At 71.4% G+C, this 25,000-nt stretch carries 19 protein-coding genes; 15 read left to right on the plus strand and 4 right to left on the minus strand.

The features are described 5' to 3' along the window. Positions 1–88 precede the first annotated feature (88 nt). The 8 genes from ABIA35_RS08775 to ABIA35_RS08810 all read left to right on the plus strand — a co-directional run bounded on the left by ABIA35_RS08775 (position 89) and on the right by ABIA35_RS08810 (position 13,641). Positions 89–1,192, plus strand: a complete 1,104-nt coding sequence (locus ABIA35_RS08775) for an AAA family ATPase (protein WP_370337773.1) — start codon at positions 89–91, stop codon at positions 1,190–1,192. Beyond that, positions 1,192–3,510: a DUF5682 family protein gene (locus tag ABIA35_RS08780; RefSeq protein WP_370337775.1), complete on the plus strand. Its 2,319-nt coding sequence runs from the start codon at positions 1,192–1,194 to the stop codon at positions 3,508–3,510. The genes ABIA35_RS08775 and ABIA35_RS08780 overlap by 1 nt, the downstream gene beginning before the upstream one ends. Then, positions 3,503–4,711, plus strand: a complete 1,209-nt coding sequence (locus ABIA35_RS08785; RefSeq protein ID WP_370337777.1) for a VWA domain-containing protein — start codon at positions 3,503–3,505, stop codon at positions 4,709–4,711. The genes ABIA35_RS08780 and ABIA35_RS08785 overlap by 8 nt, the downstream gene beginning before the upstream one ends. A gap of 141 nt (positions 4,712–4,852) precedes the next feature. Then, complete coding sequence (locus ABIA35_RS08790) at positions 4,853–6,490, plus strand: serine/threonine-protein kinase (protein WP_370357544.1); 1,638 nt, start codon at positions 4,853–4,855, stop codon at positions 6,488–6,490. Then, positions 6,487–9,063 carry an aminopeptidase N gene (pepN, locus tag ABIA35_RS08795; RefSeq protein WP_370357545.1) on the plus strand — a complete coding sequence of 859 codons (2,577 nt, stop codon included), beginning with the start codon at positions 6,487–6,489 and terminating at the stop codon, positions 9,061–9,063. Before ABIA35_RS08790 ends, pepN begins: the two co-directional genes overlap by 4 nt. A gap of 426 nt (positions 9,064–9,489) precedes the next feature. Then, positions 9,490–10,668: an ADP-forming succinate--CoA ligase subunit beta gene (gene sucC / locus ABIA35_RS08800; RefSeq protein WP_370337784.1), complete on the plus strand. Its 1,179-nt coding sequence runs from the start codon at positions 9,490–9,492 to the stop codon at positions 10,666–10,668. Between the two features lie 18 nt (positions 10,669–10,686). Next, entirely contained in the window at positions 10,687–11,574 is an 888-nt protein-coding gene (gene sucD, locus ABIA35_RS08805) for a succinate--CoA ligase subunit alpha (protein ID WP_370337786.1), read from the plus strand. Positions 11,575–11,844: 270 nt separating this feature from the next. Continuing rightward, the gene (locus ABIA35_RS08810) at positions 11,845–13,641 is read left to right on the plus strand and encodes a DUF6350 family protein (RefSeq protein WP_370357546.1); all 1,797 of its coding nucleotides are present in this window, start codon (positions 11,845–11,847) and stop codon (positions 13,639–13,641) included. 240 nt (positions 13,642–13,881) lie between these two features. On the opposite strand, the gene ABIA35_RS08815 is transcribed toward ABIA35_RS08810, so the two are convergent. Then, positions 13,882–14,847: a hypothetical protein gene (locus ABIA35_RS08815; RefSeq protein WP_370357547.1), complete on the minus strand. Its 966-nt coding sequence runs from the start codon at positions 14,845–14,847 to the stop codon at positions 13,882–13,884. A 59-nt stretch (positions 14,848–14,906) separates the two neighbouring features. On the opposite strand from ABIA35_RS08815, the gene purN reads away from it, so the two are divergent. The 6 genes from purN (at position 14,907) to ABIA35_RS08845 (ending at position 21,006) form a co-directional block, all read left to right on the plus strand. Next, the gene (purN, locus tag ABIA35_RS08820; protein ID WP_370357548.1) at positions 14,907–15,650 is read left to right on the plus strand and encodes a phosphoribosylglycinamide formyltransferase; all 744 of its coding nucleotides are present in this window, start codon (positions 14,907–14,909) and stop codon (positions 15,648–15,650) included. Then, a complete protein-coding gene (gene purH, locus ABIA35_RS08825; RefSeq protein WP_370357549.1) occupies positions 15,647–17,218 on the plus strand; it encodes a bifunctional phosphoribosylaminoimidazolecarboxamide formyltransferase/IMP cyclohydrolase in 1,572 nt (523 codons plus the stop codon). Before purN ends, purH begins: the two co-directional genes overlap by 4 nt. A gap of 15 nt (positions 17,219–17,233) precedes the next feature. Continuing rightward, positions 17,234–18,094, plus strand: coding sequence for a bifunctional methylenetetrahydrofolate dehydrogenase/methenyltetrahydrofolate cyclohydrolase (locus tag ABIA35_RS08830; protein WP_370357550.1), 861 nt, complete (start codon positions 17,234–17,236; stop codon positions 18,092–18,094). A gap of 46 nt (positions 18,095–18,140) precedes the next feature. Beyond that, positions 18,141–19,265, plus strand: a complete 1,125-nt coding sequence (locus ABIA35_RS08835) for a hypothetical protein (RefSeq protein WP_370357551.1) — start codon at positions 18,141–18,143, stop codon at positions 19,263–19,265. Positions 19,266–19,355: 90 nt separating this feature from the next. Beyond that, positions 19,356–19,664 carry a DUF3017 domain-containing protein gene (locus tag ABIA35_RS08840; protein ID WP_370337800.1) on the plus strand — a complete coding sequence of 103 codons (309 nt, stop codon included), beginning with the start codon at positions 19,356–19,358 and terminating at the stop codon, positions 19,662–19,664. A 109-nt stretch (positions 19,665–19,773) separates the two neighbouring features. After that, positions 19,774–21,006, plus strand: a complete 1,233-nt coding sequence (locus ABIA35_RS08845; RefSeq protein ID WP_370337802.1) for an NADP-dependent isocitrate dehydrogenase — start codon at positions 19,774–19,776, stop codon at positions 21,004–21,006. 91 nt (positions 21,007–21,097) lie between these two features. Here ABIA35_RS08845 and ABIA35_RS08850 read toward each other — a convergent pair whose 3' ends face one another. Both ABIA35_RS08850 and ABIA35_RS08855 read right to left on the minus strand, forming a co-directional pair. Continuing rightward, positions 21,098–22,309, minus strand: a complete 1,212-nt coding sequence (locus tag ABIA35_RS08850) for a M20 family metallopeptidase (RefSeq protein ID WP_370357552.1) — start codon at positions 22,307–22,309, stop codon at positions 21,098–21,100. Positions 22,310–22,410: 101 nt separating this feature from the next. Beyond that, complete coding sequence (locus ABIA35_RS08855; RefSeq protein ID WP_370337806.1) at positions 22,411–23,211, minus strand: VOC family protein; 801 nt, start codon at positions 23,209–23,211, stop codon at positions 22,411–22,413. 231 nt (positions 23,212–23,442) lie between these two features. Between ABIA35_RS08855 and ABIA35_RS08860 the strand changes: the two genes are divergently transcribed. Beyond that, a complete protein-coding gene (locus tag ABIA35_RS08860) occupies positions 23,443–24,432 on the plus strand; it encodes a malate dehydrogenase (protein ID WP_370357553.1) in 990 nt (329 codons plus the stop codon). Positions 24,433–24,539: 107 nt separating this feature from the next. Here ABIA35_RS08860 and ABIA35_RS08865 read toward each other — a convergent pair whose 3' ends face one another. Then, complete coding sequence (locus ABIA35_RS08865; RefSeq protein ID WP_370337810.1) at positions 24,540–24,980, minus strand: Lrp/AsnC family transcriptional regulator; 441 nt, start codon at positions 24,978–24,980, stop codon at positions 24,540–24,542. Positions 24,981–25,000 lie beyond the last annotated feature (20 nt).

Below are 25,000 nucleotides of genomic sequence, written 5' to 3' on the forward strand. Positions count from 1 at the left end.
TAACGATCTGGACTGTGTCCGAACCCTTCCCCCAAGGTGGACCCTTGAGTGGGTGCCACCTTGCCGAAAACCGAAAGTTGCCTTCGCCATGACTGCCACTGAAGCCACTGTCCTTCGCCAGCACGCCGAGCACGCCTTCGCCGGGGAACTGGAAGCCCTGCGCAAAGCCGACGCCGACTCCGGCCGTCCCAAGCCGCCGCGCTGGAAGCTCTCGCCATGGGCGGTCGCGACCTATCTGCTGGGCGGCACGCTGCAGGACGGCACCGTCATCACGGCGAAGTACATCGGCCCGCGGCGCATCGTCGAGATCGCCATCGCCACCCTGGCCACCGACCGCGCGCTGCTGCTGGTCGGCGTCCCGGGCACCGCGAAGACCTGGGTCTCCGAGCACCTGGCCGCGGCCATCTCCGGCGACTCCACGCTGCTGGTGCAGGGCACGGCCGGCACGCCGGAGGAGGCGATGCGCTACGGCTGGAACTACGCGCAGCTGCTGGCCCACGGCCCCTCGCGCGACGCGCTGGTCCCCAGCCCCCTGATGCGCGCCATGTCCACCGGCGCGATCGCCCGCATCGAGGAGCTCACCCGCATACCGGCCGACGTGCAGGACACGCTGATCACGATCCTGTCGGAGAAGACGCTGCCGATCCCGGAGCTAGGCCAGGAGACGCAGGCGGAGAAGGGCTTCAGCGTCATCGCCACCGCGAACGACCGCGACAAGGGCGTCAACGACCTGTCCTCGGCGCTGCGCCGCCGGTTCAACACCGTGGTCCTGCCGCTGCCGGCCACCGCCGAGGAGGAGATCGAGATCGTCTCCCAGCGGGTGAAGTCCCTCGGCAAGGCGCTGGAGCTGCCCGAGGTCCCGGCCGCGCACGAGGAGATCCGCCGCGTGGTCACGGTCTTCCGCGAGCTGCGCGCCGGCCTGACCGAGGACGGCAAGACCAAGCTGAAGACCCCCTCGGGCACCCTGTCCCCGGCCGAGGCGATCTCGGTGGTGGCCGGCGGCATCGCGCTGGCCGCGCACTTCGGCGACGGCACGCTGCGCCCGGCCGACGTGGCCGCCGGCATCCTCGGCGCGGTGGTGAAGGACTCCTCCACCGACAAGCTGGTGTGGCAGGAGTACCTGGAGACCGTCGCCCGTGGGCGCGAGGGCTGGACCGACTTCTACCGCAGCTGCCGCGAGGTCAGCGCCTGATGACCGTCACCCTGCTGGGGATCCGCCACCACGGACCCGGCTCGGCGCGGGCGGTCGCGGCGGCGCTGGCGGAGCTGAAGCCGGACGCGATCCTCATCGAGGGACCGCCGGAGGCCGACGCGCTGATCCCGCTGGCCGCGCATCCCGCGATGCGCCCGCCGGTCGCGCTGCTGGTCTACGCCGACGCCGATCCCTCACGCGCCGGGTTCTGGCCCTTCGCCGAGTTCAGCCCGGAGTGGGTCGCCATCAAGTGCGGCGCCGAGGCCGGCGTTCCGGTGCGCTTCATCGACCTTCCTTCGGGCCACCGATTCGCGGAGCTCCCGAAGGACGAAGACAGCGAAGATCGCGGCGAAGACCAAGCCGAACAGGAGGAAGACGAACAGGACCATCAACACGCCGAGGCCGGGCACGCCTTAGAGAGTATCCAGCGCACCGACCCCATCGCCGCCCTGGCCACCGCCGCCGGCTACGACGACCCCGAGCGCTGGTGGGAGGACGTCGTCGAGCAGCGCGCCGACGGCACCTTCTCGGCCCTGGACTCCTTCGCCGCCATCGCCGACGCGATGACCGTCGTGCGCGACCGGGCGCGTCCGGAGGACGAGCAGCGCGAGGCGTACATGCGCCAGTGCATCCGCGAGGAGGTCAAGGCCGGCCGTGAGCGCATCGCCGTGGTCTGCGGCGCCTTCCACGTCCCGGCGCTGGCCGAGATCGGCCCGGCCGCCCCGGACGCCAAGATCCTCAAGGAGCTGCCGAAGAAGGCGAAGACCACGGCGACCTGGGTCCCGTGGACGCACGGCCGCCTGTCCTTCCGCTCCGGCTACGGCGCCGGCATCGAGTCGCCGGGCTGGTACCACCATCTGTTCACCGCGCCGGACCAGGTCGTGGAACGCTGGCTCGTCCGCGTGGCCGAACTCTTCCGTGCCGAGGACCTGCCGGTCTCCTCAGCGCACCTGATCGAGGCCACGCGCCTGGCCGAGACCCTGGCCACCCTGCGCGGCCGCACCCTGGCCGGGCTGACCGAGGTCTCCGAGGCCGTGCAGTCAGTGCTCTGCGGCGGCTACGACGCGCAGATGGCGCTGGTCCGGGACAAGCTGGTGATCGGGGAGGACCTCGGCGAGGTGCCGCCGGACGTGCCGGTCGTGCCGCTGGCCGCGGACCTGGCCCGGGAGCAGAAGCGGCTGCGCTTCCAGCCCAAGCCCGGCCAGACCGAGGCCAAGCTGGACCTGCGCAAGCCCCACGACGGCGAGAAGTCCCGGCTGCTGCACCGCCTGAACCTCCTGGGCATCGACTGGGGCACCCTGGGCCGCTCCCAGGGCAGCGGCACCTTCTGGGAGACCTGGTCGCTGGACTGGCAGCCGGAGTTCGCGGTCAAGCTGGTCGAGGCCGCGATCTGGGGCACCACCGTGGCCACCGCGGCCGCGGCGAAGGCCGCGGACCTGGCGACGAACGCCGAGCAGCTGGCCGGGATCACCGACGTCGTCGAGGCCTGCCTGCTCGCCGACCTGCCGGCCGCGCTGGACCCGATCATGACCCTGCTGGCCGACCGCGCGGCCGTGGACACCGACGTCGCGCACCTGGCCGACGCCCTGCCCGCGCTGGCCAGGACCCTGCGGTACACCGACGTGCGCGGCACCGACGCCGCGGCGCTGCGCAAGGTCGCCGACACCCTGGTGGTCCGTATCGCGCTGGGCTTCCCGCAGGCCTGCTCCGGGCTGGACGAGGACGGCGCGCGGCGGATGCGGGCCCGGATGGACAACACGCACCAGGCCGTCGGGCTGCTCGACGACCCCGCCGCGAGCGACGAGTGGTACCGGGCCATGGCCCTGGTCGCCGACCGCGAGGGCATGACCGGGCTGCTCGCCGGGCGCGCCGTGCGGCTGCTCTACGACGCCTCCCGCATCGACGGCGACGAGCTGGGCCGCCGCATGGGCCTGGCCCTGACCCCGGGCGTGCCGCCGGCCGAGGCCGCGGCCTGGCTGGACGGCGTGCTCTCCGGCGGGGCGATGCTGCTGATCCACGACCCGGTGCTGCTGGGCCTGCTGGACCGGTGGATCGCCGGGATCCCCGCGGACACCTTCACCGACGTGCTGCCACTGCTGCGCCGCACGTTCGCCAACTTCGAAGGCCCCGAACGCCGCAAGATCGGCGAGCTGGCCCGGACCGTCGGCGCCGCGCCGCTGGCCGGGGTCGCGGCCGGGGCCGAACCGCCGGGCTTCGACCGGGACCGCGCCGGGCGCGCGCTGCCCGTGGTGCGGATGCTGCTCGGGATCAAGGAAGAGAGCCAGACAGGTGGCGGGAAGGGGAGCGCAGATGGCTGACACACTGGCCGCCGCCGACGAGGAGCGCATGCGCCGCTGGCGCCTGGTCCTGGGCGGAGACGACGACGGCACCGGCTGCAAGCTGACCGGCGTGGACCTGGAGATGGACAAGGCGCTGGCGGCCCTCTACAACAAGGGCGGCTACGAGACCGGCACCGGCACCGGCGCGGTCGGCGTCCGCAGCCGGGGCCGCGGCGGACAGCAGACGCCGCGCAGCGCCGGCCTCGGGGCGTCCTCGCCGCAGGTCGCGCGCTGGCTCGGCGACATCCGCGCCTACTTCCCGCAGACCGTCGTCCAGGTCATGCAGCGCGACGCCATCGACCGCCTGAACCTGCGCCAGCTGCTGCTGGAGCCGGAGATGATGGAGTCGGTCGAGCCGGACGTGCACCTGGTCGGCACCCTGCTGTCGCTGAACCACCTGATGCCCGCCGAGACCAAGGAGACCGCGCGCCAGGTGGTGCGCCGGCTGGTCGAGGATCTGGAGCGGCGGCTCGGCGCCAAACTGCGCGCCACGGTCAGCGGCGCGCTGGACAAGAGCACGCGCACCAGCCGGCCCCGGCACAGCGACATCGACTGGGGCCGCACCATCCAGGTGAACCTGAAGAACTACCTGCCGGAGTACAAGACGGTGGTGCCCGAGCGGCTGGTCGGCTACGCGCGCAAGGAACGCGCGGTGAAGCGCGACGTGGTGCTGGCCATCGACCAGTCGGGCTCGATGGCCGCCTCGGTGGTGTACGCCTCGGTGTTCGGCGCGGTGCTGGCGTCCCTGAAGTCGCTGAAGACCTCGCTGGTGGTCTTCGACACCGCGGTGGTGGACCTGACGCCGCAGCTGTCGGACCCGGTGGACGTGCTGTTCGGCACGCAGCTCGGCGGCGGGACCGACATCAACCGCGCCATCGCCTACAGCCAGTCGCTGATCAGCCGCCCGACGGAGTCCATCTTCATCCTGATCTCCGACCTCTACGAAGGCGGGGTCCGCCGCGAGATGCTGCGCCGGATCGCGGAGATGACGGCGGCCGGCACGCAGGTCATCGTGCTGCTGGCGCTGTCCGACGAGGGCGCGCCGTCCTACGACCGGGAGAACGCCTCGGCGCTGGCGGCGCTGGGGGTGCCGGCCTTCGCCTGCACGCCGGACAAGTTCGGGGACCTGATGGCCGCGGCGATCCAGCGGCAGGATCTGGGCAAGTTCATGGAGCAGTAGACCAGCAGAGCTTTCCCTGGTGACGCTGACGCAGGCTGCTTATACGGTGTGCGCTATGCGGGGGAACAGAGAAGCAAAGCCCGGCCATCGCCGCCGCCAACGATCACGTCAACGGCAACGACTATGGGGCGGCGGCCGGCCGTGAGCGTGAAGCGTCTGCGCGCGGGCGATCCGCGCGGCGTGGGCCCGTACCGCTTCCTGGGCCGCCTCGGCGCGGGCGGCATGGGCCTGGTGTGCCTCGCCCGCGATCCGGACGGCCGCCTGGTCGCGGTGAAGCTGATCCACACCGCGATCGCCGCCGACCCGGACTACCGCCGCCGGTTCGCCCGCGAGGTGCGCGCGGCGGCCGCGATCCGGGGCCGCTTCACGGCCGCGGTGCTCGCCGCGGACCCCGACGCCCCACAGCCCTGGTACGCGGCCGAGTTCGTCGACGGCCCGACCCTCGGCGAGGTGGTCCGCCGCTCCGGTCCGCTGCCCGCCCCGGCCCTGCGCGCCCTGGCCGCCGGACTCGCCGAAGCCCTGGCGGCGCTGGAAGCCGCCGGCCTGGTCCACCGCGACGTGAAGCCGGACAACATCCTGCTGGCGCCCGACGGCCCCAAGCTCATCGACTTCGGCCTGGCCCACCGCGACACCGACAGCGTCCTGACCCGCGCCGGCACGGTCCTCGGCTCGCCCGGCTACATGGCGCCGGAACAGATCGGCGGCCAGGGCGCCACGACCGCCTCGGACGTCTTCGCCCTCGGCGCGGTCCTGGCCTACGCCGCGCAGGGGCACGGCCCCTTCGGCACCGGCCCCGCCGAGGTGGTCGCCTACCGCACCAGGTTCGGCGATCCGCGGGTGGACGGCGTTCCCGAGGAGTTCCGCGGGCCGCTGCTGACCTGTCTGGCCAGGGAACCCGCCGAGCGGCCGACGCCCCGCGACCTGACAGCGCGCTGGTCGGTGCGGTCCGACGAGCTGGACACGCTGAACCAGGCCGGGCGCGGCCACCACGAGGTCCAGCCCCTGCGCGATCTGCTCTTCGGCAAGGTCGCGGGGGTCATGCCGGCCCTGGACCCCTGGCTTCCGGCGCCCGCCCCCTACCCCGGCGAGCCGCAGCCGGGCGCCGCGCGGTCCTGGCCTCCACAGTCCGCCGGCGATCCCGACATGCCGACCCTCGCTACCGCGCCTCCGATCTCGCTACCGCCGGGCTGGACGGCTGACCCGTTCCCGCGCAGCACCCCTTGGTGGCACCAGCCGGTCGGCGCGGACCGGCTGCCCCGCAATCCGGTCCGCGACCTCGTGCTCGCCGGCCCGGTCGCGGGCACGGTCCTGGGGTTCGCCGGCATCCCCGCCACGAGTACCGTGACCACGATCCTGCTGGGCTCGACCGCGATGGCGCTCGGCTTCGTCCTCGGTGTCCGGCGCAGCTTCATCACCCTCGCGTTCTTCGCCATGCAAGCGACTTCGGTACCGCATTTCCTCGAAGTTGTGATCCCCGTCCTGTCCGCCGCCGTCATCGCCCGAGTCGGCGGCCTCAAGCGGCAACCGGTCCTGTGCCTCGCGGTCGGCGTCGCCGCATATATCGCCGCGCAGGTGGCAGCCCTGGTCTGGGTCGCCCGCGGGACCGGCGCCGACTTCGCCGCCGTCTGGCGCGCCGGCAGCGGCGGAGTGCTGATCTACCGGGACGCCGCCATCGCCGCGGGGTGCGGCGCTGCCGTCGGCTTCCTGGCGCTCATAGGATCGTCGAAGGCGGCCGTCAAGGTGGACGGTCCTTACCGCGCGACAGGAGTGAACCGATGACTGGCGGCAATCTGACCCGCGACGAGGCGGCGGAGCGTGCCCGGCTTTTGACGGCCGAGCACTACGCCGTCGAGCTGGATCTGACGCGCGGGGACACCACGTTCGGCTCGAAGAGCACCATCACCTTCGGGTGCTCCGAGCCCGGGGCCGCCACCTTCGTCGACCTGCTCGCCCCGGCGGTGCGCAGCGTGACGCTGAACGGCGAGGCGCTGGACCCGGCCGAGGTGTTCGACGGCGCGCGCGTGCACCTGAGCGGCCTGCGGGCCGAGAACGTCGTCGTCATCGACGCCGAGGCCGCCTACAGCCGTACCGGCGAGGGGCTGCACCGCTTCGTCGACCCGGTGGACGGCGAGGTGTACCTCTACACCCAGTTCGAGCCCGCCGACTCCCGGCGCCTGTTCGCGAACTTCGAGCAGCCCGACCTCAAGGCCCGCTTCCAGTTCACCGTCACCGCCCCGGCGCAGTGGCGGGTGTGGTCCAACGAGACCTTGGAGGAGCTGACGCAGGGCCCGGACGGCGCGAACACCTGGCGCTTCAACGCCACCGAGCCGATCTCCACCTACATCACCGCGGTCGTGGCCGGCGACTACCACGTCGTCGAGGACGAGCACACGGTGCGCCTGGCCGACGGCTCGGACCTGCTGATCCCGGTCAGCGCGATGGTCCGCAAGTCCCTGGCGCCCTACTTCGACGCCGAGGCGATCCTCGAGGTCACCAAGGCCGGCCTGGACTTCTACCACCGGATCTTCGACTACCCGTACCCCTTCGGGAAGTACGACTCCGCCTTCGTGCCCGAATACAACCTCGGCGCCATGGAGAACCCGGGCCTGGTCACCTTCAACGAGCGCATGGTCTTCCGCTCCAAGACCACCGACGCCTCCTACCAGGGCCGTGCCAACACGATCATGCACGAGATGGCGCACATGTGGTTCGGCGACCTGGTCACCATGAAGTGGTGGGACGACCTGTGGCTCAAGGAGTCCTTCGCGGACTTCATGGGCGCCTACGCCCTGACCCACGCCACCCGCTGGGAGCACGCCTGGGTCTCCTTCGCCAACGGCCGCAAGGCCTGGGCCTACCGCCAGGACCAGCTGCCGACCACGCACCCGATCGTGGCCGACATCCGGGACCTGGAGGACGCCCGCCTCAACTTCGACGGCATCACCTACGCCAAGGGCGCCTCGGTGCTCAAGCAGCTGGCCGCCTACGTCGGGGAGGAGGCGTTCCTGGAAGGAGCGCGCCGCTACTTCAAGTGCCACGCCTTCGGCAACACCACCCTGGACGACCTGCTGGCGGTGCTGGAGGAGACCTCGGGCCGCGATATGAAGGCCTGGTCGAAGGCCTGGCTGGAGACCGCCGGCGTCAATACCCTGACAGTCGAGGTGGAAACCGACGCCAACGGCGTGGTCACCGCCGCGGGCATCGCGCAGAGCGCGGTCCCGGAGTTCCCGACCCTGCGCCCGCACCGCGTCGCCGTGGGCTGCTACTCCCCGAACGCCGCCACCGGCGAGGTGGAGCTGGTGGAGCGGATCGAGCTGGACGTCGACGGGCCGCGCACCGAACTGCCGCAGCTGGTCGGCAAGCCGCGGCCGGGGCTGGTGCTGCTCAACGACCAGGACCTGACCTACGCCAAGATCCGCTTCACCCCGGCCGAGCTGGACGCCTTCGAGCGCGGAGGCCTGGCGGCCCTGCCGGACTCCATGGCCCGCGCGCTGGCCTGGTCCGGCGTGTGGCACATGACCCGGGACGCGGTACTGCCCGGCCGCCGCTTCATCGCCGTGGTGCTGCGCAACATCGAGGCCGAGACCGACATCAGCGTGGTGCAGAACCTGCTGCGCCAGCTGCGGCTGGTGCGCGGGGAGTACCTGGACCCGGCGTACCGCGCGGCCGCCGACACCGTGATCTCCGCGCGCCTGTGGGAACTGCTGGCGGCCGCGCCGGCCGGCAGCGACCACCAGGTGGCCTTCGGCTACGCCGCGGTGCGGTCGGCGAGTCAGGACTCGGACTTCGCCAAGATCAGGGACCTGCTGTCCGGCGAGCTGTCCTTCGACGGACTGACCGTGGACCAGGACCTGCGCTGGGCGATCATCGAGACGCTGGCCGCCGCGGGTCTGGACGACGACGGGACGCTGGCCGACCGCGAGGCCGCCGCCGACGACACCGCCGACGGCCGCCGGCACCGGGCCGCCGCCCGCGCGGCGCGGCCGCTGGCCCAGGCCAAGGCCGAGGCCTGGCGGCTGGTCGTGGAGACACCCGATCAGCCGAACGACCTGATCGGCGCCGTCCTCGGCGAGTTCTACCAGGTCGGCGCGGACAAGCTGGCCGAGCCGTACGTCGAGCCGTACTTCCAGGCCCTGGCCGCGGTCTGGGCCGAGCGCAGCATCCAGAACGCCGAGCGCATCGTCAGCGGCGGCTACCCCTGGCCGCTGACCTCGGCGGCGCTGCTCGCCCGCACCGACGCCTGGCTGGCCACCGACGCCGCGAAGGCGCCGGCGCTGCGGCGGCTGGTGCTGGAGGCGCGCGACGACGCGGCGCGCGCGTTGCGGGCGCAGGAATGCGACCGGAACGCCTAGGCGGTTGATTCCTGGGGGTTCCGGCAAGCAGCACCGCACCTGACAAGCAGTCTTGCGAAACGGTTCAGCAGCAAGCATGGGCGCCCCGGACGACCTCCCTCAGCCTGGTTGGCTGTGGGTGGTCGGCCGGGGCGGCCAGGCGCCGCTGATCAACCGTTTCGCCGCCGGTACCCCCAGGAATCAATCGCCTAGCGAACCTCACGTATCCGGCGCAACCGCATCGGTCCCGTCTCGCATGGCGGGACCGGTCGCGGGCCGGTTGCGCGCCGGGGGCGGGTTCCTCATGTGCCCGAATTCACACCCCTGCTCTTCGCCTCCCGGTTCGTGATCTGGCTGCGCACCGGACTACCCTGCGATGAGGTGGACGGCATCCGCGCATCTGTAGCGGTAGCCGTACCGGAATCTTCCTTTGAGGGACGGACGCGCGTGGATCTTTTCGAGTACCAGGCGAGGGACATTTTCGCTAAGCACGGTGTGCCCGTGCTGGGCGGCGAAGTGGCCGAGACCCCGGAGCAGGCGGAAGCCGCTGCCGAGAAGCTGGGCGGCCGGGTGGTCGTCAAGGCCCAGGTGAAGGTCGGAGGCCGCGGCAAGGCCGGCGGCGTGAAGCTGGCCGAGGGTCCGGCGGATGCCAAGGAGAAGGCCGCCGCGATCCTGGGCATGGACATCAAGGGCCACACGGTCCACAAGGTCATGCTGGCCCAGACCGCCCAGATCGAGGCGGAGTACTACGTCTCGTTCCTGCTGGACCGGTCCAACCGCACCTTCCTGGCGATGGCCAGCGTCGAGGGCGGCATGGAGATCGAGGAGATCGCGGTCTCCAAGCCCGAGGCCCTGGCCAAGATCCCGGTGGACGCCGCCGCGTACCACGAGGGCCTGTCGCAGGAGAAGGCCGACGAGATCGTCAAGGCCGCCAACTTCCCGCACCACGTGGCCGACCAGGTCGCCGCCACGCTGGTGACGCTGTGGGACGTCTTCGTCAAGGAGGACGCCACCCTGGTCGAGGTCAACCCGCTGGTGAAGACCACCGAGGGCAAGATCGTGGCCCTGGACGGCAAGGTGTCGCTGGACGAGAACGCCGCCTTCCGCCACGAGGACCACGCCGCCCTGGAGGACGCGGCCTCGGCCGACCCGCTGGAGGCCAAGGCCAAGGCCAAGCACCTGAACTACGTCAAGCTCGACGGCGAGGTCGGCATCATCGGCAACGGCGCGGGCCTGGTCATGTCCACCCTGGACGTGGTCGCCTACGCCGGCGAGAAGCACGGCAACGTCAAGCCGGCCAACTTCCTGGACATCGGCGGCGGCGCCTCGGCCGAGGTCATGGCCAACGGCCTGGACATCATCCTGAACGACCCGGCGGTGAAGTCGGTGTTCGTCAACGTCTTCGGCGGCATCACGGCGTGCGACGCGGTCGCCAACGGCATCGTGCAGGCCTTCGAACTGCTGGGCGCGGCCGCGGGCACCAAGCCGCTGGTCGTCCGCCTGGACGGCAACAACGCCGAGCTGGGCCGCCAGATCCTGGTGGACGCCAAGCTGCCGGGCGTGGAGCAGGTCGACACCATGGACGGCGCCGCGGACCGCGCGGCCGAGCTGGCGAACGCGCGCTAAGGGGTTTGAGAAACAGACATGGCTATCTTCCTCACTGAGAACTCCAAGGTCATCGTCCAGGGCATGACCGGCTCCGAGGGCATGAAGCACACCAAGCGCATGCTGGCCTCGGGCACCAAGATCGTCGGCGGCGTGAACCCGCGCAAGGCCGGCACCACCGTGGACGTGGACGGCGTGGACGTGCCGGTCTTCGGCACCGTCGCCGAGGCCATGGAGAAGACCGGCGCGGACGTGTCCGTGGTCTTCGTCCCGCCGGCGTTCACCAAGGCCGCGATGATCGAGGCGATCGACGCCGAGATCCCGCTGCTGGTGGTCATCACCGAGGGCGTGCCGGTCCACGACACCGCCGAGGCCTGGGCCTACAACCTGGCCAAGGGCGCCAAGAGCCGCATCATCGGCCCGAACTGCCCCGGCCTGATCACCCCCGGCGCCTCCAACGCCGGCATCATCCCGGCCACCATCACCAAGGCCGGCAAGATCGGTCTGGTGTCCAAGTCGGGCACCCTGACCTACCAGATGATGTACGAGCTGCGCGACTTCGGCTTCTCCACCGCCGTCGGCATCGGCGGCGACCCGGTCATCGGCACCACGCACATCGACTGCCTGCAGGCCTTCCAGGACGACCCGGACACCGCGGCGATCGTCATGATCGGCGAGATCGGCGGCGACGCCGAGGAGCGCGCGGCGGCCTACATCAAGGAGCACATCACCAAGCCGGTGGTGGGCTACGTCGCGGGCTTCACCGCCCCCGAGGGCAAGACCATGGGCCACGCCGGCGCCATCGTCTCCGGCTCCGCCGGCACCGCCGCGGCCAAGCAGGAGGCCCTGGAAGCGGTCGGCGTGAAGGTCGGCAAGACGCCGTCGGCCACCGCCCAGCTGATGCGCGAGATCATGCAGGGTCTGTAAAGATCAGGGCTTTGCGGTAGGGCCCCGGCTGCGCTTCGTGCGCGGCCGGGGCTTTCGCGTTCCCGGTCGCGAAGTTCGCGCGCGGCAGCCTCCCGGGGCGTAACCACCAGCGCTGATCGGGCCGCCTCGCATGACGGCGACCTTGCCCTACGGCCCACGACCACGTCGAGCAGCGCCGCATTACGCCACCGGGGTGAAACCCCGCCGCGCTCCCGGCCAGGCGTGCCTCGCCGCCCCGGCACCGGCGGATCCGCTGACCAGAGTGGGGGCATGCGCGATGAGACCGATCCCCGCAGCGCCGTCGACGCCGGGCCGGACCGCAGCTGGGTGGCCGAGCAGCTCGCCGCGGCGCGGGCACGGCAGGAGCCCGAGGGGGAGCCGGAAGCGCCGGCGCTGGCCGAGGCGCTGCGCGAGCTCGCCGCCGACTGGGGCCAGAGCCTGGCCGTCGCGTGGGACGGGCCCCACGGCCGCGACCTGCGCCTGGCGGTGCGGGCCGGGGCGCACGCGGTCCTGGCCGCCGTCGCCACCTGGCTGGCCGCGGTCACCCTGTGCGTGACCGTCTGGCTGGTCTCCGCCCCGGACACCTCGGGGATCATCGGCCCGCTGCGGGTCGGCGGACAGCTCTGGCTGCTCGGCCACCACGCCGCGCTCGACGTGCCGGCCGGCCGGATCGCGATGGCGCCGCTGGGGTTCACCGGGCTGGTCCTGTTCGCGCTGTGGCAGACGACCGTCGCGCCGATCGCGCGGCCCGCGCAGATCGCCTACACCGCGTTCGGCGCCGCGACCGGTTACTGCCTGATCGCCGCGCTCGTCGCCGCCGGCGCCGTGACCAGCGACGTGCGGCCCGACACCGCGCAGGCCGTGCTGGTCGGGGTGCTGTTCGGCGCGCTGGTGCCGACGGCCGCGCGGTGGCGCCGCATCGCCGGGTTCTGCGACGTGCCGGCCTGGATCGGCACCGCGGCGCGCGCGGCGGCGGCCGCCGCCGCGGTGCTTGTCGCAGGGGGAGCGGCGACGCTGGTCGGGACCCTGATCGCGCACCTGCCGGAAAGCGGCTGGCCGCGCGGGATCGCCGACGCCGGGGGCATGTTCCTGCTCAGCCTCGCCGTGCTGCCGAACGCGATCGCGTGGTCCGCGGCGTTCGTGCTGGGCCCCGGGTTCGCGGTCGGGACCGGCACCGGGGTCGGCGTCCTGAGTGCGAAGGTCGGCGCGCTGCCAGTGTTCCCGATGCTCAATGCCCTGCCGCGCAACCGCGGCCACCTCTATCCCTACAGCCTGGCGTTCCTCGCGCTGCCGGTGGCGGCCGGAGTGGTGCTGGCGCTGGTCGTGGTGCGCGGCGGGCACCGGGCGCTCGCCGACCGGGTGCGGGCGCTGGGCGCGGCCGCGGTGGCTGTGGCGCTGATGGCCGGCCTGGTGGCGACGCTGTCCGGCGGACCGCTGGCCGGCGGGCGCATGGCAACGATGGGCCCCTCGGGATGGCGGACGGCGGCGGCCACCCTCCTCCTCCTGGGGGTGACCGCCGCCGTCGTGGTGCTCGCGCCGCCGCTAGCCCTGGCCGTACGGGGGCTGCCCCTGGCCGTAAGGGGGCTGACCCTGGCCGTAAGGCGGCTGCCCCTGCGGCGGGTTCTGGACTCCGTAGCCGTACTCCGGCCCCGGCGCCGGGCGGAAGTAGGGCCCGGATTCACCCCGCCAGACGAATATGATCGCCAGCAGGCCGACCAGCAGGGTGGCGACCGAGCCGATCTTGTCGACGGCCGGGATCCAGCCGCTGGCCAGGTTGCTGATGCTGCCCAGGACGCCGATGCCGAAGAAGACGCTGGAGACGATGCGGGCGTAGTTGTGGCCGCCGCGGGTGGCCAGGGCCATCCAGAGCCACAGGCCGGCCCCGATGAGCCCGCCGATGACGGCGCTGGCGACGAAGACGCCCTTGTCGCTGTTGATGGTGGTCTCGGAGTACCCGAGGGACTCCAGGTGGTTCTTGACGGCGCCGATCTGGGTGAGTCCGATGATCATGTTGAGCAGGCCGATGGCCAGGCCGGCGAACATCAGGTTGACGGCGATCCGGACTGAGTTCGGCATCGGCGGCCGGACCGGGGCCGGCGCGTTGTAGCCGTACGCCCCGCCGGGATACGACGGGTAGGCCGGGGGCGGCGTCGGATAGCCGCCCTGCTGTTGGTCGTTCGGGTTCTGCCAGGAATCCTGGGACACGTCGCGAAGCCTTTGCTGTCATGTGGATGTGTGTCGGTCCATCCACACAGTAGGACGCGGCTCCAAGCCCGGAAAGGCCTTATAAACCCCGTGCGACCGGCCTCAGCGCTGCGTCGACATCCCCGTGGTGTTCTCCAGCTGGGTCAGGCACGCCTTCTCGGCGACCTGCGTGTTCGCGCCCTGCATGCACTTGGCGTAGTCCTTGAACGGCGTCCACCAGACGATCGAGGCCACCAGCAGCAGCCCGGCCAGCACGCCGGAGACCGAGGCGGAGACCATGCTCGCGGTCGCCTCGGAGGCGCGCTGGTGCTTGAGCGCCGCGGTGCGCTGCGCCGAGATCGACAGCACGAACGCCGCCACCGCGAACGCCAGTCCCGCCGCCGAGCCGACCATCCACGCCGGGAACGTCGCCAGCCCCTGGTAGATCGCCAGCATCGTGCACGCGGTCGAGCCCAGCGAGAGCCCCAGGGCCCAGCGGGTCTTCAGATCGCGCTGCGGACGCTGCGGCTGCGGCTGCTCGCGCTGGTCGCGGTAGCGGCGGTCCGGGTCCTGGCGCGGATCGGGGCGCCGGTCGACCGGCCCGTACCGGTTCGGGTCGCCCCACGGGGTGCGCTGCTGCTCCGGCTCGCGCGGACGCTCTGCCCCCCACGGCTGCACCGGACCCGGACGGACCTGGCCGTACGGCTGGCGCGGCGGCGCGCCCCACGGCGAGGGCGGGACCGGACGCTGCGGATCGTGGGCGTCCTCCGGCGGCGGGGCGAAGGGGTTGTCCTCGCGGTTGTTCTCGCGGTTGGCCTCGCGATTGTCCCTGGGGCTGCCCCCTGGGCCGTCCTCGATCGGCGCGGACGCGGCCGCCGTGGCTGATTCCGGCGCCGGCCCGGAGGCGGCAGCCGGCCCCGTCCCGGCGTCCGGACCCGGAGCGGCCGGAGCCTGCGACGCGGTCGCAGCCGCCCCACCCCGCCCATCCGGCTCAGCGGCACCGACGCCACCTGCGCCGAGCCCGCTCTCCGTCGGCGTGGGCCGTTGCTCGGCGTCGGTCACGGAAGTCCTCCGGGTTATCGTGGACATGATCGGTTCATCCTCGGCCGGCTGGCGGGCAACACACCGTCCGCCCACTATCGTTGCCTATGGCGACCCCGCCCGTCCAAGTGGGTCGGGTCCGGCCGGGAGACAACAGCAAACACCCCTATGAGGAGGCCGCGGTCGTGGTCCATCCCGAAGGAACGAAGAGCCCTCCGGGGCTCGTGCACCACCGCCCGGGCGCGCCGGCGAGGATCGTGGTCCTCGTCTCCGGCTCGGGCACGAATCTGCAGGCGTTGATCGACGCCCAGCAAGCCGACCCCGCGTTCGGCGCCGCCATCGTGGCCGTCGGCGCGGACCGCACCGGTATCCAGGGCCTGGAACGGGCGGAGCAGGCAGGCATCCCCACTTTCGCGCTCCGCGTGAAGGACTTCGCCAGCCGCGAGGAGTGGGACCGCGCGCTGCGCGACCAGGTCGCCGAGTACGCGCCGGACCTCGTGGTCTCGGCCGGCTTCATGAAGCTGCTCGGCCCGGACTTCCTGGCCGCTCATCACGGCCGCGTCATCAACACCCATCCCGCGCTCTCGCCGAGCTTCCCCGGCATGAACGGCCCCGCCGACGCGCTGGCCTACGGCGTGAAGATCACCGGCTGCACGGTGTTCTTCGTCGCCGGCGGCGTGGACGACGGCCCGGTGGTGGCGCAGGCCGCCGTCCCGGTCGAGGCCGGCGACGACGTGGCGAGCCTGCACGAGCGCATCAAGACGGCGGAGCGGGCGCTGCTCGTGGACGTCGTGGGCCGGCTGGCCCGCAACGGCTGGACCATCGACAACCGAAAGGTCACCTTCCAGTGAGTACGACTGAGGACATCCGCCCGATCAAGCGCGCGCTGGTCAGCGTGTACGACAAGACCGGTCTGGAAGACCTGGCCCGCGGCCTGCACGCGGCCGGGATCGCCCTGGTCTCCACTGGCGGCTCGGCCAAGCTGATCCGCGACCTGGGCCTGCCGGTCACCGAAGTCCAGGAGCTCACCGGCTTCCCGGAGTGCCTGGACGGCCGGGTCAAGACCCTGCACCCGAAGGTGCACGCCGGCATCCTGGCCGACCTGCGCCTGGAGGACCACCGCAAGCAGCTCGCCGAGCTCGGCGTCGAGCCCTTCGACCTGGTCGTGGTGAACCTCTACCCGTTCACCCAGACCGTGGCCTCCGGCGCCACCCCCGACGAGTGCGTCGAGCAGATCGACATCGGCGGCCCGTCGATGGTCCGCGCCGCCGCCAAGAACCACCCGAGCGTGGCGGTCGTGGTGAACCCGGCCAACTACGGCGCCGTGCTGACCGCGGTGACCGGCGGCGGCTTCACCTTCGCCCAGCGCAAGCGCCTGGCCGCCGAGGCCTTCGCACACACCGCTGAGTACGACGCCGCCGTGGCCGGCTGGTTCGCCGCGGCCTACGCCCCCGACGGCGAGTCCCGCTTCCCCGACTTCGTCGCGAACACCTACGAGCGCAAGGCCGTGCTCCGCTACGGCGAGAACCCGCACCAGGGCGCCGCGCTCTACATCAACGACGGCGAGCAGGACACGCTGGCCACCGCCGAGCAGCTGCACGGCAAGGAGATGTCCTACAACAACTACGTGGACACCGACGCGGCGATCCGCTCGGCCCACGACTTCGACGAGGCCTGCGTCGCGATCATCAAGCACGCCAACCCCTGCGGCATCGCGATTGATAGTGCCGGCGATATCGCCTCGGCCCACCGGCTGGCCAACGAGTGCGACCCGGTCTCGGCCTTCGGCGGCATCATCGCCGCCAACCGCACCGTCACCCACGCGATGGCGCTCCAGGTCAACGAGGTCTTCACCGAGGTCATCTGCGCACCGGACTACGAGCCGGAGGCGCTGGAGGCGCTGAAGACCAAGAAGAACATCCGGATCCTGAAGACCGCCTCCCGCAACCGCCGCAAGCTGGAGTTCCGCCAGATCTGCGGCGGCCTGCTGCTCCAGGACGGCGACCTGTATCAGGCCGAGGGCGACGACCCCGCGACCTGGACCCTGGCCAGCGGCGAGCCGGCCGACGAGCAGACCTTCGCCGACCTGGTCTTCGCCTGGCGGGCCATCCGCTCGGTGAAGTCCAACGCGATCCTGCTGGCCTCCGGCGGCGCCTCGGTCGGCGTCGGCATGGGCCAGGTCAACCGGGTCGACTCGGCCAAACTGGCGGTCCAGCGGGCCGGCGACAAGGCGCGCGGCTCCGTCGCCGCTTCCGACGCCTACTTCCCGTTCCCCGACGGCTTCGAGGTCCTGGCCGAGGCCGGGGTCAAGGCCGTGGTGCAGCCCGGCGGCTCGGTCCGCGACGAGCTGGTCGTCGAGGCGGCGCGCAAGGCCGGCGTCACCATGTACATGACCGGCACCCGGCACTTCACCCACTAAGGAGGCGTGAACCTCATGACTGCTTCTCATACGGCCCAGATCCTGGACGGCAAGGCGACCGCCAACACCATCAAGGGCGAGCTGTCGACGCGCGTCGAGGCGCTCAAGGCGCGCGGCGTCGTGCCGGGCCTGGCCACCCTGCTGGTCGGCGACGACCCGGCCTCGGCCTCCTACGTGCGCAGCAAGCACCGCGACTGCGCGCAGGTGGGCATCGCCTCCATCCAGCGCCAGCTGCCGGCCACGGCGTCCCAGGCGCAGGTCGCCGAGGCGGTGGCCGAGCTCAACGAGGACCCGGCCTGCACCGGCTACATCGTGCAGCTGCCGCTGCCCAAGGGGATCGACGAGAACGCGATCCTGGAACTCGTCGACCCCGACAAGGACGCCGACGGCCTGCACCCGACCAACCTCGGGCGGCTCGTGCTCGGCGCCCCGGCGCCGCTGCCGTGCACCCCGCTGGGCATCGTCGAGCTGCTGCGCCGGCACGACGTGGCCATCGCCGGGGCCGAGGTGGTCATCGTCGGCCGCGGCATCACCGTGGGCCGCCCGCTGGGCCTGCTGCTGACCCGCCGCAGCGAGAACGCGACCGTGACCCTGTGCCACACCGGCACCCGCGACCTGGCCTTCCACACCCTGAAGGCGGACATCGTGGTGGCCGCGGCCGGCGTGCCGAACCTGATCACCGCCGAGCTGGTGAAGCCGGGCGCGGCGGTGCTGGACGTCGGCGTCTCGCGCGGCGCGGGCGGCCTGGCCGGCGACGTCGCGGACGACGTGCGCGACGTGGCGGGCTGGGTGTCGCCGAACCCCGGCGGGGTCGGGCCGATGACCCGGGCCATGCTGCTGAACAACGTGGTGGAGATCGCGGAGCGGCAGCTCTGAGGCGTCGCTATTGACGCTTCATCAGATCGCCCTTACAAGGGGGGACATGTCTGTTAGGGACCTGTCCCCCCTTGATGATTTCCCGTTCCATCAGACCTCGGAGTCGATGGCGCACGTCGCCACCTCCGACCGGAACTTCTACGACCGCTACTACTTCAACCTGCACCACGGCACGGACGAGCTGTTCATGGCGCTGGGCGTGGGGCAGTACCCGAATCTCGGCGTGACTGACGCCTTCGCCGCCATCGTCCACCAGGGCGTCCACCGCGTGGTCCGGGCTTCGCGCGAGCTGGGGAACGACCGGGGCGACACCTCTGTGGGCCCGTTCCGCGTCGAGGTGCTGGAGCCGCTGAACCGGCTGCGCGTGGTGCTGGAGCCGGGGGAGTACGAGCTCTCCTTCGATCTCACCTGGACCGGCGCGATCTCCGCCACCCGGGAGCCGCGGCAGTTCGTGCGGCGCAACGGCCGGGTGTGGATGGACTCGGTGCGCCTGGCCCAGACCGGTTTCTGGGAGGGGACGCTGCGCATCGGCGAGTACGAACTCGCCGTCACTCCAGACACTTGGTGGGGCTCGCGGGACCGCTCGTGGGGCATCCGGCCGGTCGGCGAGGCCGAGCCCGCCGGGATCCAGGGCAACGGCGGGGTGCCGCCGACGTTCCACTGGGTCTACGCGCCGATGCAGTTCGACGACTTCTCGATCCTGGTGATCGCGCAGGAGGACGAGGGCGGCGGCCGGGTCCTCCAGGAGGCGGTGAAGGTCTTCGGCGACGGCCGCCCCGCCGAGGAGTTGGGCCGTCCGGAACTGGAACTGCACTACCTCTCCGGGACTCGCGACGTGGAGTCCGCGGAGGTGCACTTTTCCGGCCGGGCCGAGCGCATCCGCGTCACCCAGCTGATCCCGCTGCACATGGCCGTCGGCAGCGGCTACGGCCTGGACGCCGACTGGCGGCACGGCATGTACCAGGGCCCGGAGCTGGTCGTACAGCAGGTGGTGATGCCCGCGGCGGAAGCGGCGGCGAAGTCGGGGATGTTCGGCATCACCGAGCGGCTCTCGCGCTTCGAGTACGACGGGCCCGAGGGCGTCCGCACCGGATACGGCTTGTTCGAGACGCTGTTCATCGGCGCGCACAAGCCGAGCGGGTTCGGCGACTGGCTTGCCGTGGCTCCTTAGCGCGCTCGTCGCAGGTTCTCGATAGATACAGTTTCTCGATAGATACAAACGTCGGTCGTGGCGGCCATGCGGCGCGGATAGAGTTTGCGCATGGCAGTGAACAACCGTCCTCCGGGCGCCTCCTTCGGCCGATCGGTCGCGGCGGAGTGGCCGATCCTGGCGGTGCTGGCCGGCTTCGGCTTCGGCATGACGGTGATACTGCACGACGAGGTCTTCCAGGGCGCCGCGATGATGGGCCTGTCCCTGCTGCTGGCGGCCGGGCTGCGGCTGTTCCTGCCCACCCGGGTGGCCGGGACGCTGGCCGTCCGGCGCCGCGGGATCGACGTGGGCATGTACACCGTCGTCGGCACCACGCTGGTGGTGCTGGGGCTGCTGGTGCAGGGGATCTTCTCGAACTGAGGTCCGGTGTCTTCTTGGTCACCGCGGGTCCGGCACCGCTTGGCGATATGCCTGCGCCGCCATGTATCTTGAGGTCGAGATAATTCCCGATCCGTAAGGACGATCCGCCATGGCCTACTCCGGTCCCAAGATCAAGGTCGCGAACCCCGTCGTCGAACTCGACGGCGACGAGATGACCCGGATCATCTGGCAGTTCATCAAGGACTCGCTGATCCTGCCCTACCTGGACGTCGACCTGAAGTACTTCGACCTGGGCATCGAGCACCGCGACGCCACGGACGACCAGGTCACCGTGGACGCCGCGAACGCGATCGCGCAGTACGGCGTGGGCGTCAAGTGCGCCACCATCACCCCGGACGAGGCGCGGGTCGAGGAGTTCGGCCTGAAGAAGATGTGGAAGTCGCCCAACGGCACCATCCGCAACATCCTGGGCGGCGTGATCTTCCGCGAGCCGATCGTCATCAGCAACATCCCGCGCCTGGTCCCGGGCTGGACCAAGCCGATCGTCGTCGGCCGCCACGCCTTCGGCGACCAGTACCGCGCCACCGACCTCGTGGTCCCCGGCGAGGGCACGCTGACGCTGACCTTCACCCCGAAGGACGGCACCGAGCCGATCGAGCTCAACGTCTTCGACTTCCCCGGCGGCGGCGTGGCCATGGCCATGTACAACCTGGACGAGTCGATCCGCGACTTCGCGCGCGCCAGCATGCGCTACGGCCTGCTGCGCAACTACCCGGTGTACCTGTCCACCAAGAACACGATCATGAAGGCCTACGACGGCCGCTTCAAGGACCTGTTCCAGGAGGTCTTCGACGCCGAGTTCAAGGCCGACTTCGACAAGGCCGGCCTGACCTACGAGCACCGCCTGATCGACGACATGGTCGCCTCCGCGATGAAGTGGGAGGGCGGCTACGTCTGGGCGTGCAAGAACTACGACGGCGACGTCCAGTCCGACACCGTCGCGCAGGGCTTCGGCTCGCTGGGCCTGATGACCTCGGTCCTGATGGCCCCCGACGGCAAGACCGTCGAGGCCGAGGCCGCGCACGGCACCGTGACCCGCCACTACCGCCAGCACCAGCAGGGCAAGCCCACCTCCACCAACCCGATCGCCTCGATCTACGCGTGGACCCAGGGCCTGGCCTACCGGGGCAAGTTCGACAACACCCCCGAGGTCGTGAAGTTCGCCGAGACCCTGGAGCGCGTCTGCGTCCAGACCGTCGAGGAGGGCAAGATGACCAAGGACCTGGCGCTGCTGATCTCGCCGGACCAGCCGTACCTGACCACGCAGGAGTTCCTCGCCGCGATCGACGAGAACCTGCAGAAGGCGATGGCCTCCGCCTGAGGCCGGGTCCTCACCGCACGAAACAGGTGCGCGGCCTTTTCGGCCGCGCACCTCTGTGTTCTCTGTGTTCTTCGCGTTGGTGTTTCCTGCCTCAGCCGCGCGCGAGCCGCCGGTCGGCGAGCTCGGCCAGCAGCGCGGCGCCGTCGCCGAGCACCGCGTCGTCGAAGTCGGCCAGCGGGCTGTGGTTGGACGGCGCGCTCGCGTAGTCCTCCACGGTGCTCGCGCCGAGGAAGGCGTACGTCCCCGGCACCTGCTCCAGCACCCGCGAGAAGTCCTCGGCGCCGGGGTTCGGGTTGGGGATGCGGGCGAAGCGCTCTTCGCCGTACACCTCGTTCACGACCTCTTCCAGGAAGTCGACGTCGGCCGCGTGGTTGACGGTCGGCGGGTACTGCTCCTTGTAGGTGATCTCCGCCGTGCAGCCGTAGGCCGAGGCCAGGCCGTTGAACAGGTCCACCACCGCGTCCAGGAGCCGGGCCCGGGACTCGCGGGAGAACGACCGCATCGTGACGTGGAAGGTGGCGTCGTCCGGGATGATGTTCGCCGCGGTGCCGGCGTGGAACTCGCCGACGGTGATCACCACCGGGTCGAAGATGTCGAACTTGCGGGTCACCAGGGTCTGCAGCGCCACCACCATCTCGCAGGCCACCGGGACCGGGTCCTTGCCGGTGTGCGGCCGCGAGCCGTGCGCCCCGGCGCCGCGCACCGTCACCGCGATCTCGTCGGCGCCGGCCATGAAGGTGCCGGCGCGCGAGACGAAGTTCCCGCGCGGGAGCTTGTCGGACATCACGTGCAGGCCGTAGGCGCCGATCACGCGCGGACCGGCGGCGTCCAGCACGCCCTCGCGGATCATGTGCCCGGCGCCGTCGTCGCCCTCCTCGCCGGGCTGGAACATGAACACCACGTCCCCGGCCAGCCGGTCGCGCCGCGCCGACAGCAGCCGCGCCGCGCCGACCAGCATGGCCGTGTGCAGGTCGTGGCCGCAGGCGTGCATGTTCGGGCCGGCGGCGGCGAACTCCCGGCCGGTCTTCTCCACCACCGGCAGCGCGTCCATGTCGCCGCGCAGCAGCACGGCCTGCTTGGCGCCGTCGCTGTTGCCGGCCGCCGGCCCGGTCCCGCGCAGCACGGCCGTCACCGAGTTCAGCCCGGAGCCCAGGGTGATCTCCAGCGGCAGCCCGTCCAGCGCGGCCAGGACCCGCTCCTGGGTGCGCGGCAGATTCAGGCCGATCTCAGGTATGCGGTGCAGGTCGCGGCGCAGCAGGACCAGGTCTTCCTGCAAACCCTTGGCGTCATCGGTGTAGGTCATGCTGCCATCGTGCACCGCCTGTCCAGAACTGTGCTCAATCACTCCAGACCAATCACTCCAGACCCGTGTTCAATCGCTGGAGCGAGAGCTGCGCCGAACCGCTAGCCGGCCATCGGCGCCGGCTGCAGGATGTTGAACCGCGCCCCGAACTGGTCGGCCAGCGCCGCCAGCCGCCCGGGCGGGGCGTCGGCGGCCGGGATCAGGACGGTGCCGCCGGCGGCGGCCACGCGCTCCACGGTCGCGTCGGCGTCGGCCACCATGAAGTAGGGGATCCACTTCTCGTCCTGGATCGGCACCTGGTCCGTGATCGTCATGATCCCGCCGAAGGCGGACGGCGGGTCGCCGGGCTGTGTCGTCCACATGTCGTAGCCCCCGCCCTCCGGCGCGCCCTCCATGTAGGGCTCGACGCTCCACCCGAACAGCGCCGGATAGAACGCCTTCGCCGCGGCCGGGTCCCGGGTCCACAACTCGGCCCACAGCATCGTGTCCTCCACGCAGCAGGTCTGGAACCCGGTGACCGCCCCGGACTGCCAGAGCGCGAACTCGGCGCCGCTGGGGTCGGTGAGCTGCGCGAAGGTGCCCGCCTCGGGGACTTCCATGACCGGCACGCGCACCTTGGCGCCGGCCTTCTCGGCGGCGGCCGTGCTCGCGGCGGCGTCGGCGACGCGGACATAGGTGGTCCAGTCGGGTCTGGCGGCCGGGTCCATCAGCCCGCCCAGGCCCGCCGCCGACTTCCCGTCCTTGAGCAGGAACCAGTAGCCGGGGCCTTCCGAGGAGTCCGGCATCATCTGCTCCGCGGTCCAGCCGAAGACCCGGCCGTAGAACGCCGCCGAAGCCCCGGGGTCGGGGGAGCCCAGGTCGATCCAGCCGGGAAGGTTCGGGGTGTCGTCCGAGGTGATCATGGGAGGGCCTTCCGTTGTGAGGTGCATCACGCCGATATGCCCGAGTCTTCCACTTGGTACCGACAGTCACGAGCCGGGCGCGGAACGACCTCGGCCGCTTCGGCGGCATGTCTCGTTTCTCACAGACGCCGCTCCCGCCAGACGACAAACCCCGCAGGTACTCCAGGAGTAGCCTGTGGGCTGGCAACACATCCATAAGGAACCTTCACAAAAACGCAGGAGCCACAAGCGATGTCCCGCACCCCCGTCAACGTCACCGTGACCGGCGCGGCCGGCCAGATCGGCTACGCCCTGCTGTTCCGCATCGCCTCCGGCCACCTGCTGGGCCCGGACGTGCCGGTGAAGCTGAACCTGCTGGAGATCCCGCAGGCGGTCAAGGCCGCCGAGGGCACGGCGATGGAGCTGGTCGACTCCGCGTTCCCGCTGCTGGCCGGCATCGACATCCACGACAACCCCAAGGACGGCTTCACCGGCGCGAACGTGGCGCTGCTGGTCGGCGCCCGCCCCCGCACCGCCGGCATGGAGCGCGGCGACCTGCTGCAGGCCAACGGCGGCATCTTCAAGCCGCAGGGCGAGGCCATCAACGCGCACGCCGCCGACGACATCAAGGTCCTGGTGGTCGGCAACCCGGCCAACACCAACGCCCTGATCGCCGCCTCGCACGCCCCGGACGTCCCGAAGTCCCGCTTCACCGCGATGACCCGCCTGGACCACAACCGCGCCCTGGGCCAGCTCGCGCTCAAGACCGGCTCCCCGGTCAGCGAGATCACCAACATGACCATCTGGGGCAACCACTCCGCGACCCAGTACCCGGACGTGTTCCACGCCAAGATCGCCGGCAAGAGCGCCGCCGAGGTCGTCGACGACCAGTCCTGGATCGAGAAGGACTTCATCCCGACCGTCGCGAAGCGCGGCGCGGCGATCATCGAGGCCCGCGGCTTCTCCAGCGCCGCCTCGGCCGCCAACGCCGCCCTGGACCACGTGTTCACCTGGGTCAACGGCACCGCCGAGGGCGACTGGACCTCCATGGGCGTGGTGTCCGACGGCAGCTACGGCGTGCCGGAGGGCCTGGTCTCCTCCTTCCCGGTGACCACCAAGGACGGCGAGTGGAGCATCGTCCAGGGCCTGGACATCGACGACTTCTCGCGCACCCGCATCGACGCCTCGGTCAACGAGCTCGCCGAGGAGCGCGACGCGGTCCGGCAGCTCGGTCTCATCTGAACCCGCTGACAGAGCACGACGGCCCGGTGCCCCATGGGGGGACGCCGGGCCGTTTCGCTTCTCACCGCACTCGGATCTCACCGCATCGCTTCTCACCGCTTCGGATCTCACAGCATCGGATCGCGCGCCAACAACCGCGTCAGCACCAGCGCCGACCGCGTCCGCTGGATCTCCGGCTCCCGCCGGATCCGCTCCAGCGCCTCTTCCAGATGCCGCATGTTCTCGGCCACCAGGTGCAGCAGCGCGTCGGCGTCCCCGGTGATCGTGTACGCCGCGACCACCTCCGGATGCCGCGACACGCACTCCCGGATCACGTCCGGCGACGTCCGGTCCCCGCAGTAGACCTCGACGAAGGCCTCGGTGGTCCACCCGAGCGCGGTCTGGTCGACGATCACGGAGAACCCCCGGATCGCCCCGTCGGCCCGCAACCGGTCCACCCGCCGCTTCACCGCCGACGCCGACAGGCCCACCTCCGTCCCGACATCGGCGAACGAGGCGCGCGCGTCCTTCCGCAGCACGTCGATGATCGCGCGGTCGAGGCTGTCCATGCCCTGAGATTAGCGGTCGG

It is taken from the genome of Catenulispora sp. MAP12-49 (assembly GCF_041262705.1).
Classification (GTDB): Bacteria; Actinomycetota; Actinomycetes; order Streptomycetales; family Catenulisporaceae; genus Catenulispora.